This window comes from Bacillus cereus group sp. BfR-BA-01522, from assembly GCF_022662635.1.
Taxonomy (GTDB): domain Bacteria; phylum Bacillota; class Bacilli; order Bacillales; family Bacillaceae_G; genus Bacillus_A; species Bacillus_A cytotoxicus.
This window is the reverse complement of the sequence record NZ_JAKUDY010000007.1, coordinates 130,552-142,388: the sequence shown is the minus strand read 5'-3', so window position 1 is coordinate 142,388 and position 11,837 is coordinate 130,552. Positions and strand designations below refer to the sequence as shown.

The following is an 11,837-nucleotide window of genomic DNA, read 5'->3' as shown; positions in this document are numbered from 1 at the left end:
AACGAAAACTAACGCAGCACAATTACTACGTCAGAATACGCAGGAAACATTCGCTTATGAAATCGCAGAGGAATTCCGTAACTTCCTCGAAACATGGCATTCTTATTCGGAGCCTTATGATACTTCGTTGGATATTTGGCTCCACGAAAGCTATGCGAGAGTATTAAGAAAAGGCGGATACTTAGACTATCGAAGTTTACCGTATTTCTCTCCTTCGTCAGCTAACTCATGTCCGAGGGAGCTTTACGAAAAGGCATTACGAAGTCCACGTGATCAAACCGAAGTGAAGCCATGGCAAAGACGATGGCAATTTCTTGGTACGTCAGTGGGCGATGCAATCCAACGTGATATTTTACTAGCGGAACGCCATTACGAAAAATTCACCAGTGAGAAACCACGTTTTAAATTTGAACGTACGAAAGACGGTTATCCAGCGTTTGAGGATTTCGTTAAAACTCGTAAGGTAATCGAACACAATAACCAACAATTCGCTTTAATCGGTACGTGTGACGGCATTTTAGAATACATCGATGAGCATGGCGTAATTACACGCGTCGGACTCGAAATTAAATCGAAACAGACTACCTACAGTAAAACTTCCGAATATTCACTGCGCGAACCTGGCGCCGACCACGTCAAACAAGTTACATGCTACTCGTTAATGTACGACTTAGATTATTACATCGTGCTTTACATGAATGCATCAAAGAAAGCATGGGATATGAGCGAAGAGGATTATGCGAAGTATCCGGATTTCAGAGCGTTTGGTGTTGCGATAACGGACGATATGCGTAACGAGGTATTGGACAAGTTTGCTAGTATTGTGGCGGCTGTAAAAACGAAGCAGCCACCGAAACTAGATATCGAACATTGGTTGTTTAATAACTTTAAGACAGCGTGTGCTCAGTCGCTAAGTGATGAAGAGTATGAGGAGATTAAAGCGCAAGTAGATAGAGTAAAAAGGTCTTCTTTATCCGATCTAAAGAAAAAGCCGTATATAGAAGCACTTCGTAAAATCGAAGAAATTAGAGGTGATGTAGTTGAGGCGTTCATTTGAGGAACGTTTTTGGGAGAAAGTTGATAAAAGTAATGAGGACGGATGCTGGGTTTGGACAGCTTCGCTTACATCTACTGGTTACGGAAAGATAAGTAAGAATGGAAAGTTAACTCCTGCACATAGAGTGTCATATGAGATGCTTAAAGGCCCGATTGAAGAGGGAATGGTTATTGATCATCTGTGTAGAAATCGAAAATGCGTAAATCCACTACATTTGGAACAGGTCACACAAAGGATAAATTTACTACGTGGTGAAGGGATGTCAGCAGAAAACGTTAAGAAAACGCATTGTCCTCAAGGTCATGAATACACAGAAGAAAATACTTATATCTCTAAAGCTGGATCAAGATATTGCCGAAAATGTAGGGCAATGTATTCAAACCGTTCTTATTGGAGGAAAAAAGGCCAGAGAAGGAAGGGTATCTTAATATGACCAGAAGTAAAAAAGCCTTCCGTACTCTAGCAATCGACACCTCATTAGGCTCACCCGGAATCGCAGTTATTGACGTAATCAACAGCAAGCCGAAATTAATCGATGTATCACACGTTAAAACGAAATCAACCGAACCAATCGCTTTACGTACGAAAACAATCGAATCATGGGCGCATTTGTTCATACGCAAGCACGCGCCCTACGATTTGATAGTCCGAGAGGGATTCGCTAGTAAAATACCGCATACGAACTACACAGTGTTCAGCGCCTGGAATGCGGTTGACCGTGCGTTAAATGATTTCGGTTTAAAAGTCGATGATAGTATCGGACAGGCTTCCGTTAAAAAGAAACTACTCGGCAAGGGACGAGCGGAAAAGGAAGAGGTCGAGGCTGGCGTGAGGAAGTACGTTGAGTGGGGCGAGTTTAAGACAAGTGATGAAAGCGATGCGTGTGCGATAGGGTTAGCGTATTTAATCGATAAAGGAATTATTACGAAGGAGGAAACGGAATGAGTGAAAGCACAAGATGCCCATTATGTCGCGGAAATGGTTGTGTTGGTGGTGTTTACGATGGAGATCAATTGATACCTGCCGAAACGTGTGAGTGGTGCGACGGCACAGGCGAGTATAAGGAGGTCACTAAATGAAATACGTACTCCACCGACTAGGAATCGTATTTTCACCGCCGCTCACACAAAAAGGAGTCGGACCGTTTCCTATCAATTTCGCAAGAAAACGTTTTGAACAACGTATTAGATTAATCGAAGAATTCTTACGTAAGCAAAGGGAGGACGTACAATGAGCGACAAGCTAAATGAGTTATTCGAATTACAATCCGAACTAGATAACCGAATCATCTCCGAAAGAAACATCAATAAATCAATCGATGAGTGGGTTGTAGGTATCACGTTAGCAATGGAAAGTGAGATTGATGAAATTAGACGTGAAGTAAATTGGAAGTGGTGGAAGAACGAGAAGGAAATCGATAAGGAAGCGCTACAAGGCGAAGTAATCGACATGTGGCATTTCTTAATCAGTCTTTCGCTTAAATGTGGGTTATCATCGGAAGATGTTTATCGAATTTACCTAGAGAAGAATCGAGAGAATCACGCAAGGCAGGACGGCACATCGTCGAAGGAAGGTTATGCGGTTGGACAGCTCGAATTTGATTTCGAAAACGGAGGCGTCAAATAATGAAGCCCGTCAAAGCACAATGTGAAACATGCAATCACGTATTTATCGCACGTTTCCATAAACTTCACCTACCTAACCGAGTAGACAAACACTTCTTTATCTGTCCGAATTGCAAGGAAGAGTACGTAAGTTACTATTCGAATAGAAAAATGCGTCAATTACAACGTGAGATATCCGAAATGTATGGTAAATTTCGTAAATGCAGAACGGAAGAAGAAGCCGAATTATTAAACATGAAATTACAGAAGAAACAAGCGGAGTATAGACGGGTTAGGGACGAATTGAAAACGGAAGTGGAGGGCGAATAAATGACGGTACTTGCGTGGATAGTTATCGCAATTTCATTAATGTTTATTGTAATGATAACAACGAATGAAAAATACAAATTAGCAGTACGAATTACAACGATAGTAATTTTCTCACCGTCGTTACTGTTAAGCGTTTTATACCTAATTAACTAAGGAGGACGTTAATATGGCGGAAATAGTTAAAATCGAAAGTAAAGACGGAAATATCTACGAGGTTGACGGAAAGAGATATCGTGAGTTGACGAAAGAGCCAGCGATTGGGGATACGGTGTTAGTCGTTGATGCTTGGGAAGATGGAGAGGGCTACGAAGAGGGTGAAGTTCATACACTTACTAAGATTCTTAGTCGTAATCACGAAGACGTAAATGCAGTAAGGTTCGTCGATAAGGAAGGCAGGAACAATTATCTTAAATTATCCGAATTCGTAATCGTTGAACCAATCGAAAGTGAAACTCCAGCCCATTTACCTTACTTGTCTGACATACTTGACGATATTAAAACGAAACTAACACGCCTAGAAGAACGAACGGAAGAAAACCATCGTAATATCCTAACGTTCTCACAAACGGCAGAATCCGCACGTAGTGATGCTTCGAAAGCAATTGGCGGTGTTAACGCACTAGACGAACAGCTAGATTTAGTACGTGAAGATATCGTATTCCTTGACGAAAAGATAGACGAGTTAAAGGAAACAACGCAGACGCAAGGTACACCGCAAAACATTACGATTAATATTAACGTTTTAGACATCGGATCGGCTAAAGCAATCGTTGAATCCTTTACGAAAGGGCGTGAGTAATTTGTTATGTAACGCTAAGAAAATCGCTATTACGGGCAAGGCGCGTTCTGGGAAAACGGAGTTATCTCATTACGCTTGGATGCTGTACGGATTCAAGGAATTCGACTTCTCCACCGTGTTAAAGGATGAGTTCCATCGACTGTTTCCGCATATCCCACGAGACCCGAAACCACGCGCTTATTATCAAAAGTTCGGTCAGTGGTTACGTGAGATTGATCCGGATATTTGGGTAAAGATGACGATGGATAATGTACACAAATATTGTTTCGAGGATTCGTTAAACAAAGTGAATCACAAGCCAAAAGTGTTAGTAAACGGAGTGAGACAGCCTAATGAGTATCAGTGGTTACGAGAAGAAGGTTTTATAATTATCCGAGTAAACGCATCGGATGACTTACGTATTGGTAGGGCGCACAGCGCGGGCGATGTATTTACCGAAGCTGACCTGGCACATGAAACGGAAAGTCATATCGATACTTTCGAAGTAGATTACGAGATTAATAACGTTGGTACTATCGGGGAGATGTATGGTCAGTTCGATGCGATTATGCGAGATATCGGAGTGCAGTCGGTTAGTAATAAGGAGATTATGGCAGATGCTTTTAGCGATTTGAGAGTTATTTTATAAACAGAAAGGTGGCGTTTCAATATAGGTAAGTTAGAGCTCGCTGGATTAAAGTTCGGCAGATTGACTGCTATCGAATGCGTAGGAAAATCAGATAGAGGAGCGTTTCTTTGGAAATTTAAATGTGATTGTGGAAATGAAGTCGTTAAAGAAGGTAGGACGGTAAAAAGAGGAGATATAAAGTCATGTGGTTGTTTAGTGGTTGAACATGCAAAGTACTTAAACTATTCGAATGGTTTTGGAAGAACAAAACTATACGGAGTGTATAAAGGAATACTTGATCGCTGTAATAATCCTGAAAATAAATCTTTTAAAGATTATGGTGGAAGAGGTATTAAGGTAATTGAAGAATGGGAAGCTGATTATTTAGTTTTTATGGAATGGGCTTTAGCGAATGGGTACAAAGATGGATTATCTATAGATAGAATTGACGTGAATAAGGGGTACTCACCGGAAAATTGTAGATGGGCTACTCGGGATGTACAAGCTAACAATAAACGAAATACTATATTGATAAATTACAAAGGGAAAACGCAATCATTAAAAAGATGGTGCAAAGAGTTAAATCTAAATTACTACACAATACACTCAAGAATAACTCGAAATAACTATTCGTATATAGACGCTTTAGAGAAGCCAATTAAATACAGAAAAGAGGAAACAAAATGACAAACGTAATCGTATACACAAAGAACGCGTGTCCAACGTGCAAACAAGTTTTATGGAGCTTAAACGCCGCTAACGTACCTTATAAAACTCGTAACATCGACGAAGACCCATCGCATGCTGCCTGGATGGCGGACAAGGGGTATATGAGCGCACCTGTAACCGTGTTTCCTAGCGGAAAGGAAGTAGTTGGGTTTGATATGGGAGAGTTTGCTGTGGAATTAGGACTTTAGGAGGCGGTGTAATGAAACGTTATTACTTACCGGAAATGGACGTTTTTAATCGATATGAACCAAAAGTACGTAATAAATTAATAAAAGGGTATCACAGAAAACTAGCGTCAAAGCATCGTTATTTTGTACGTTATCAAGTATCGAAGGAACGTCCTTTTTATACTGACGCTGATTTATCAGAAATCATTTCCGTTTTAGATGATATCGAAATAATTAACTGTAGATGGGATGCTAAAGAATGGAATATAACTCCTTGGAATTATTTCGTAAATAGCGGAAAGGTGTACGAAGGTTACAAGGATATGAATGCTATCCCATTTGCGCAAGGTTATAGCGGCGACGATGTAGGCAAACGAACTGACGACGGTTTTTATTACAAATACTTCAACGGCAATAACTGCGCGTACTGGCGCGACCGAAATTCCGAAACGCCTACATGGCATTTAAGGTACGGTAACCAATACGTGAATTTACGTAATGATAATTTCTACGTTGGTATTTTCGGAAGTACAAAGGAAACAAAACATGTGCCAGCCGAATTGGTTTTACCGTTATTAAAGCAAATGAACGCTAAGAAGTGGCGTGGATTTTACGACGACGAAATCGACTTTATTTTGGAGCAAACGGGAATTGAACGGAGGTTGTTATAACGTGAAAGTAACAAATTTAGAAGAGTGTGAACCTCGTTTCGTATCATTTTGTAAAGCGCACAACTTATCTGAAGGTGACGAATGGCAAACGTGGGATTACATGGTGTGGGTTGCGAACAAGGCGAATGAGTTTCGTAGATTACACGGTTTAAAGAATTGGGATTCGTTAGGTAAGTTAGAGAATGGGCAGGATCGGTTTACAAAGTATTTATTTGAGGAGGCGGTTCAATGACTTTTAAATACGTATCATTATTTTCCGGTGTAGGTGGATTCGAACAAGCGTTAAACAAACTCGGAGGGAAATGCGTTATGTCCTCCGAGATTGATAAATTTGCAAATCAAGCCTACGAGGTGCTTTACGGTCATAAAACAGTAGGTGACGTGACGAAAGTCGCTGCGGAAGATGTCCCAAATCATGACCTTTTAGTAGGTGGGTTTCCTTGCCAGGCATTCTCGGTAGCGGGCAAACGATTAGGGTTCGATGACACACGAGGAACGCTATTCTTCGAAGTTGCACGTATTGCTAAAGAAAAGCAACCGAAACTACTACTGTTGGAAAATGTAAAAGGACTTATTTCGCATGATAAAGGTAAAACACTAGATACGATTATTAAAACGTTAAATGACATTGGATATACGGTAGATTTCAATGTACTGAATTCGAAGTATTTCGGAGTACCGCAGAATCGTGAACGGATTTTTATCATTGGTGTTTTGAACGGGGAAACAGAGTCGTGGAAAATCGAAGGTAATAATGTAGTTGCAAAAGGTAAGCGACGTATCTCATCTTACGAGGGTGTAAAAACATTCAACTTTGACTGGCCTACGCAAGATGTAGTAACGACTAGATTACGAGATATTTTAGAAGACGAAGTGGACGAGCGTTATTATCTTAGCGAAGAGAAGACGGCTAAGCTGGTGGCGCAACTACATGATAATTACCCGATAAATCAAGACGGTAAGATTAGCGGTCTTTGTACCGAGGAAAATATATCGCCAACGTTGGATGCTAGTTACGCTAAAGGTATAGGGCCCAGCGATATTCCACTAAACAGGCACAGACGAACACATATTGTTGGGCCTCAAATGGTTGGTCGCATCGATATAAAAGGTCATGACGCAATCAAGCGCGTTTATAGCACGGAGGGTGTTTCACCAACACTAACGACAATGGGCGGAGGTAATACTGAACCGAAGATAGCGGAGCCTCAAGTAATCGCTAGAGGAGAAGACTTATCACTTTGTCTCACCTCAAGGTATACGGCAGGACCACGAATTGATAAGAAAATGCATACTCATATTTTAGAAGAAGTCCGACCTGTATTAGCGCCCGATCGTATCGAAAAACGACAAAACGGGCGTAGATTCAAAGAGAACGACGAACCTTCGTTTACATTAACCGCACAAGACAGACACGGAGTGGCAATCCGTGAGGCAACGAAGCAAGGATATGTAATCGCAGAGGTTGGGGATTCAATAAACGTTCAGTTTCCAAATAGTAAAACCCGACGCGACCGCGTCGGCAAAGGAGTTGCTCAAACGCTAGAGACATCATGTAATCAAGCGACACTTACATCTTCATATAGGATTCGTAAACTAACTCCAAAGGAATGTTTCCGACTACAAGGCTTTCCAGATTCCGAGTTTGATAAGTTAGTTGGCGCTGGTATATCGAACTCACAACTTTATAAGTTAGCCGGTAATGCAGTCAGTGTACCTGTAATTGAAGCAATCGGTAAGGAGTTGATTAATTACCTTGACTAAACGCTATGACGAGAAGTTAGAACAAGAGATTTGCGGCAGATATAAAAGTGGGGAATCAGCAACTTCTATCGCTAAAGATTTAAGAAAAGGCACTTTAGCGATAACTCGATGTTTAAAAAGGAACGGTATTGAGATTAGAAAGTGTGTCGGCGAGAATCACCCGTCGTGGAAAGGTGGTCGTATTTCGAAGGGTGATGGTTATATCGGAATATGGAAACCAGATCATGAAAGGGCAGATAAACAAGGATATGTATTCGAGCATACTCTCGTGGCGGAGAGAATGTTAGGCAGACTTCCAATAAAGGGAGAAGAAGTCGTACATCACATTAATTTAGATAAAACCGATAACAGAGAAGAAAATCTTTACGTGTGTGGCTACCGTAAACATACAAGAATTCATAGACAATTAGATCGGCTAACAAAACCATTACTAGAGTTAGGCGTTCTGTATTTCGATAAAAGTGATGGCGAGTATAAAATAAATCCTAAATTATATAACGAGATAGGCAGTCGTTATGTAACGGAAAAAGGAGCGTGAGTAAATGGGCGTAAGTAAATACGACAACGAAGCGGCTCACCGTCGCATTGAGCAAAACTACGCACTGGACAACCCGAAATCACTCGATTTATTACTACGACATTTACCCTATATGCAAGAGCGTAGATTTAACGGCGATTACGCTGCATCGGATATACTAATCGATTTAGAGACGGCAATCTCAACCGCGGACTTGACGGATAGGCAGCGTCAAGTCTTGCGCTTAGTGTACTTTGAAGACTTAAAACAGCGGGACGTGGCGGTCTCGCTTGGTATAACGGCACCTACGGTTAATTTGTATAAGCGGTTGTTAGCGAAGAAGATAGCGGCAGTGTTTGAGAGATGGGCCTGGGAAGACGAGGGTTATAAATTGACGGTAGTTAAAGTGAAAAGTGACGAAGTGGAGGCGGCTTAGTATGACGTTAGAGATGGGTAGAATTTATAATATGGATTGTATTGAAGGTATGAAAGAAATGGAAGATAGATCAGTAGATTTAATCGTAACAGACCCGCCTTACTTAATGAATTATCGTAGTAACAAACGTACAAAAACGGAAAAGTTTAGTCACATTCAGAACGATAAGGGCGCTGAACAACTACTTATTTCTTACATTGAGGAATATCACCGAATCTTAAAAGATGATTCAGCGATTTATATGTTCTGTAGTTGGCATCACATTGATTTCTTTAAGAGAGAATTCGAAAAAATGTTCAAACTAAAAAATAGCATCGTGTGGAATAAAAACAATCACGGGAGTGGTGACTTAAGAGGGGCTTATGCTCCTAAACATGAATTCGTTTTATTTGGACATAAGGGACGTTCATTGTTCCGTGAAAAACGTATACCTGACGTAATGAATTGCGCGAAAGTTCCCGGAAACAAGTTAGTACACCCTACTGAAAAACCGATTGAGTTACTGGAGGTATTTATTCGAAATAATAGTGATGTAGGAGATGTTGTATTCGATGGGTTTGCGGGGAGTGGTACTACGGCAGTTGCGGCTCTAAATAACCAACGGAACTTTATCGGCTTTGAAATAGATAGCCATTATACAGAAATCGGAAATGAACGTATCAGAGTAAAAGAAAATGTAGGTGCCGCAGTATGAATGAAAATACGAAGTATACATTCAATACCAACGGAGATTACAAAACGCAATTTGAAACGTACGTAAATACGCTAATCACCGCTCGCCGAGAAAGCGATTCTGAGACGATTAGTAATAGGATTACCCGTGCGAAAAAAATTAAATCGCTCACAGACGCTTATGTGGAAGCGGTAGGAGAGCGGCCTGATAGATTTCAATTAGAACGACTCACTGATTTACTTTTGTATGAAGAGTTACATGATGACACCGCGTGGAAAACACGTCAGTCTGACTATCCGTTCCTAAGTGAAACCCAATACAAAAGACGTAAGCACGGTGTACACCAAGCGAAGAAAGAAGCGGGCAATCGTGAGATATCGTTAAAACATGCGTATTCAACTATCGGACTAGGCGGAATTGACCACCGTATCCCAAAACGTAGAGAACGTTCAGTTAATGAAAACTTACTTATCGATTATAATACGAGATCACGTAACAAGAGACGTCACAAAGTATATCGAGAGTTTACGAAAGTACAACCTGTTAGGAGGTATTTTATTGGCGATACAAATAACGATGCCTGACGTAGATTTAGACTTTAATATAAACGACTTAGACGATTATACCGAGACATTTCATCTTAGTCCTGGTGGAGTATACGCGTTCTACGACGAAAGTAGGACGGTTTATATGTCGGTCAATCGAAGAGCTTACTATCACGTATAAAAACACACAAGTTAACAAGTCCGTTTAAAGCGTTGATTGATGTTGTTAATATTTACTTTATATTAGAAAAAAGATTAAAAAATTATCGTCTCAACTACAAATTTAATAGTGAAATTGTATCAGGAAAGGTGATGGGAAATCGTCAAATTTGAATTGCGGTGTTTATCTACGGATTGCACCGTTTTTCTTATTTTCAAAGGAAACGAATAAGACGGGTAGCTCCGTCCACCCTTTACGTATTTTAGTAGAAGAGGAGACGATAGTATGGTAGGTAATTATGCGATCGAAATTAAAGACATGGAAGGTAAAACGTATTTGCTATGTATGGAAGGACGTTCGGATATTTTACTATTCGAGACGTACGAAGAGGCGGGCGAATACAATTACGAATTCGAAGATACTTTAAAAGACGGACTTACAAGCCGAGTAACTACGGTAAGTGAGTACTTGAGTATAACGTAAACTTACGGCGGTCATTGCGACCGCCTTTTTATTTTACTTTAATTTATCGGAGGTTTTATATATGGAAAACAAAGAGTATTTCTATTGTTATTCGCCAGCGTTACACGTATTCTTACGAGAGCGCGGCATACGTTATATCTGCATGGCACTAAATGAAAATACATTACGTAAGTTTTGGCAGTATAAGAGTTCGCCAGAATTAGACGAAGCACTAGCTACTTGGGCAGCGAATAAACCTAAGTAGCTTTTTTACGCAAGGTTATATCGAATATATTTTATATGGAGGATGATACGTATGTCGAATAAATTTGAGTATTTAGCTAACGAAGCTGTCCAACGAAAAGAATACGCAATAACGCCAGAGAATGGGTTAACGGGTAATGCACCAATACCGCACGATTTATGGCGTAGAATTATTCCTATCGCAAGGGAGTACGATAAAGCGAATGCATCTATTGCACAGTTATATTCGTACTTATTAGCGTATGTAAACGGGGACAAAGGGAACGATCGTTATATGAGTGCGTTTCCTTCGGTCGATAAGATAGCGGAAGAAACGGGCATTGGACGTAATAGGATTGCGAAGTTATCAAACGTTTTGGTAGCGGTTGGTTTGATTAAAACAGCGTATGACTATACAACAAATAAACGAGATAAGTTATACTTTCCATTGTACTATTCGTCGTTGACTGACGATGAGATTAGACGAAATTTAGACGAGTTATACCGTTAATCACTGTAGAGTGATTTAGGTCAATCACCGAGGAGTGACTTAGGTAAATCACTGTAGAGTGACGGTAATAATAACAAACGTAATAATAACAAACGTAATAATAACAAACGTAATAATAACAAACGTAATAATAACAAACGTAATAATAACAAACAAAAGATTAAGCGCCTAAAAAGACAAAAAGAATAAAACCTTAAATGATATTCGGTAAGTATTCACTATCGTTCATACTTACCGGTAATCCTTTTCTATCGAAAAGAATTACTATATTATATATATAGTCGATTAATTACTTGTATAAAAGATACACCGCTAAATAGTAATAAAGATAAGACATAGGTATATTGGTGGGACGGTTGTTTATATCGGTGGATTATTATGTATATCGGAAGTCGTGTTATTTGTCGATGAATAACGTCCTATATAATAGGAAGAAACTCGGTTAGTATTACGTCAACAGGACGCTATGTATTTCCGAATTACCAGGCGACGCATTCACGACGAAGACGCCTCGAAAACTTCGACCCTAATGTTGTATAACGTATTCATTATTTCTTTATTC

21 protein-coding genes are annotated in these 11,837 nt (G+C 40.0%); all 21 read left to right on the top strand.

Going from position 1 to position 11,837, the window contains the following annotated elements:
• Positions 1 to 127 precede the first annotated feature (127 nt).
• A complete protein-coding gene (locus MR059_RS12530) occupies positions 128 to 1,057 on the top strand; it encodes a hypothetical protein (RefSeq protein ID WP_242161801.1) in 930 nt (309 codons plus the stop codon).
• A gap of 124 nt (positions 1,058 to 1,181) precedes the next feature.
• Complete coding sequence (locus tag MR059_RS22280; protein WP_396021799.1) at positions 1,182 to 1,490, top strand: HNH endonuclease signature motif containing protein; 309 nt, start codon at positions 1,182 to 1,184, stop codon at positions 1,488 to 1,490.
• Positions 1,487 to 2,002 carry a crossover junction endodeoxyribonuclease RuvC gene (locus MR059_RS12525; protein WP_242161800.1) on the top strand — a complete coding sequence of 172 codons (516 nt, stop codon included), beginning with the start codon at positions 1,487 to 1,489 and terminating at the stop codon, positions 2,000 to 2,002. The genes MR059_RS22280 and MR059_RS12525 overlap by 4 nt, the downstream gene beginning before the upstream one ends.
• Before the next feature lie 130 nt (positions 2,003 to 2,132).
• Positions 2,133 to 2,291 carry a hypothetical protein gene (locus MR059_RS12520; RefSeq protein ID WP_164468643.1) on the top strand — a complete coding sequence of 53 codons (159 nt, stop codon included), beginning with the start codon at positions 2,133 to 2,135 and terminating at the stop codon, positions 2,289 to 2,291.
• Entirely contained in the window at positions 2,288 to 2,683 is a 396-nt protein-coding gene (locus MR059_RS12515; RefSeq protein WP_048723680.1) for a dUTPase, read from the top strand. Before MR059_RS12520 ends, MR059_RS12515 begins: the two co-directional genes overlap by 4 nt.
• The gene (locus MR059_RS12510) at positions 2,683 to 2,991 is read left to right on the top strand and encodes a hypothetical protein (RefSeq protein WP_048723679.1); all 309 of its coding nucleotides are present in this window, start codon (positions 2,683 to 2,685) and stop codon (positions 2,989 to 2,991) included. Before MR059_RS12515 ends, MR059_RS12510 begins: the two co-directional genes overlap by 1 nt.
• Positions 2,992 to 3,144, top strand: coding sequence for a hypothetical protein (locus tag MR059_RS12505; RefSeq protein WP_164468642.1), 153 nt, complete (start codon positions 2,992 to 2,994; stop codon positions 3,142 to 3,144).
• A 13-nt stretch (positions 3,145 to 3,157) separates the two neighbouring features.
• On the top strand, positions 3,158 to 3,790 hold the full coding sequence (locus MR059_RS12500) for a hypothetical protein (RefSeq protein WP_210351693.1): 633 nt from the start codon (positions 3,158 to 3,160) through the stop codon (positions 3,788 to 3,790).
• A 1-nt stretch (position 3,791) separates the two neighbouring features.
• The gene (locus MR059_RS12495; protein WP_048723677.1) at positions 3,792 to 4,418 is read left to right on the top strand and encodes a nucleoside/nucleotide kinase family protein; all 627 of its coding nucleotides are present in this window, start codon (positions 3,792 to 3,794) and stop codon (positions 4,416 to 4,418) included.
• A 60-nt stretch (positions 4,419 to 4,478) separates the two neighbouring features.
• Positions 4,479 to 5,084 carry a hypothetical protein gene (locus MR059_RS12490; protein WP_087095122.1) on the top strand — a complete coding sequence of 202 codons (606 nt, stop codon included), beginning with the start codon at positions 4,479 to 4,481 and terminating at the stop codon, positions 5,082 to 5,084.
• Positions 5,081 to 5,314, top strand: coding sequence for a glutaredoxin family protein (locus tag MR059_RS12485; protein ID WP_048723674.1), 234 nt, complete (start codon positions 5,081 to 5,083; stop codon positions 5,312 to 5,314). The genes MR059_RS12490 and MR059_RS12485 overlap by 4 nt, the downstream gene beginning before the upstream one ends.
• Before the next feature lie 11 nt (positions 5,315 to 5,325).
• On the top strand, positions 5,326 to 5,964 hold the full coding sequence (locus tag MR059_RS12480) for a hypothetical protein (protein ID WP_087095121.1): 639 nt from the start codon (positions 5,326 to 5,328) through the stop codon (positions 5,962 to 5,964).
• 1 nt (position 5,965) lies between these two features.
• A complete protein-coding gene (locus MR059_RS12475) occupies positions 5,966 to 6,196 on the top strand; it encodes a hypothetical protein (protein WP_242161799.1) in 231 nt (76 codons plus the stop codon).
• A complete protein-coding gene (dcm, locus tag MR059_RS12470; protein WP_242161798.1) occupies positions 6,193 to 7,728 on the top strand; it encodes a DNA (cytosine-5-)-methyltransferase in 1,536 nt (511 codons plus the stop codon). Before MR059_RS12475 ends, dcm begins: the two co-directional genes overlap by 4 nt.
• Complete coding sequence (locus tag MR059_RS12465; RefSeq protein ID WP_242161797.1) at positions 7,721 to 8,266, top strand: HNH endonuclease; 546 nt, start codon at positions 7,721 to 7,723, stop codon at positions 8,264 to 8,266. The genes dcm and MR059_RS12465 overlap by 8 nt, the downstream gene beginning before the upstream one ends.
• Positions 8,267 to 8,270: 4 nt before the next feature.
• Positions 8,271 to 8,681, top strand: coding sequence for a sigma factor-like helix-turn-helix DNA-binding protein (locus tag MR059_RS12460; protein WP_210351300.1), 411 nt, complete (start codon positions 8,271 to 8,273; stop codon positions 8,679 to 8,681).
• A gap of 1 nt (position 8,682) precedes the next feature.
• The gene (locus MR059_RS12455; protein WP_242161796.1) at positions 8,683 to 9,375 is read left to right on the top strand and encodes a DNA-methyltransferase; all 693 of its coding nucleotides are present in this window, start codon (positions 8,683 to 8,685) and stop codon (positions 9,373 to 9,375) included.
• A gap of 161 nt (positions 9,376 to 9,536) precedes the next feature.
• Positions 9,537 to 9,938 (top strand): hypothetical protein, encoded by a 402-nt coding sequence (locus MR059_RS12450; RefSeq protein ID WP_242161795.1) that lies wholly within the window; start codon positions 9,537 to 9,539, stop codon positions 9,936 to 9,938.
• A gap of 406 nt (positions 9,939 to 10,344) precedes the next feature.
• The gene (locus MR059_RS12445; protein WP_242161794.1) at positions 10,345 to 10,542 is read left to right on the top strand and encodes a hypothetical protein; all 198 of its coding nucleotides are present in this window, start codon (positions 10,345 to 10,347) and stop codon (positions 10,540 to 10,542) included.
• Between the two features lie 61 nt (positions 10,543 to 10,603).
• Entirely contained in the window at positions 10,604 to 10,786 is a 183-nt protein-coding gene (locus MR059_RS12440) for a hypothetical protein (protein WP_097891545.1), read from the top strand.
• 51 nt (positions 10,787 to 10,837) lie between these two features.
• Positions 10,838 to 11,275, top strand: coding sequence for a helix-turn-helix domain-containing protein (locus tag MR059_RS12435; RefSeq protein WP_242161793.1), 438 nt, complete (start codon positions 10,838 to 10,840; stop codon positions 11,273 to 11,275).
• Positions 11,276 to 11,837 lie beyond the last annotated feature (562 nt).

Coding starts and splice junctions, on each gene's coding strand:
- MR059_RS12525 (WP_242161800.1), top strand. CDS start 1,487: ATGACCAGAAGTAAAAAAGCCTTCCGTACTCTAGCAATCGACACCTCA.
- MR059_RS12520 (WP_164468643.1), top strand. CDS start 2,133: ATGAAATACGTACTCCACCGACTAGGAATCGTATTTTCACCGCCGCTC.
- MR059_RS12515 (WP_048723680.1), top strand. CDS start 2,288: ATGAGCGACAAGCTAAATGAGTTATTCGAATTACAATCCGAACTAGAT.
- MR059_RS12510 (WP_048723679.1), top strand. CDS start 2,683: ATGAAGCCCGTCAAAGCACAATGTGAAACATGCAATCACGTATTTATC.
- MR059_RS12505 (WP_164468642.1), top strand. CDS start 2,992: ATGACGGTACTTGCGTGGATAGTTATCGCAATTTCATTAATGTTTATT.
- MR059_RS12500 (WP_210351693.1), top strand. CDS start 3,158: ATGGCGGAAATAGTTAAAATCGAAAGTAAAGACGGAAATATCTACGAG.
- MR059_RS12485 (WP_048723674.1), top strand. CDS start 5,081: ATGACAAACGTAATCGTATACACAAAGAACGCGTGTCCAACGTGCAAA.
- MR059_RS12480 (WP_087095121.1), top strand. CDS start 5,326: ATGAAACGTTATTACTTACCGGAAATGGACGTTTTTAATCGATATGAA.
- dcm (WP_242161798.1), top strand. CDS start 6,193: ATGACTTTTAAATACGTATCATTATTTTCCGGTGTAGGTGGATTCGAA.
- MR059_RS12460 (WP_210351300.1), top strand. CDS start 8,271: ATGGGCGTAAGTAAATACGACAACGAAGCGGCTCACCGTCGCATTGAG.
- MR059_RS12455 (WP_242161796.1), top strand. CDS start 8,683: ATGACGTTAGAGATGGGTAGAATTTATAATATGGATTGTATTGAAGGT.
- MR059_RS12445 (WP_242161794.1), top strand. CDS start 10,345: ATGGTAGGTAATTATGCGATCGAAATTAAAGACATGGAAGGTAAAACG.
- MR059_RS12440 (WP_097891545.1), top strand. CDS start 10,604: ATGGAAAACAAAGAGTATTTCTATTGTTATTCGCCAGCGTTACACGTA.
- MR059_RS12435 (WP_242161793.1), top strand. CDS start 10,838: ATGTCGAATAAATTTGAGTATTTAGCTAACGAAGCTGTCCAACGAAAA.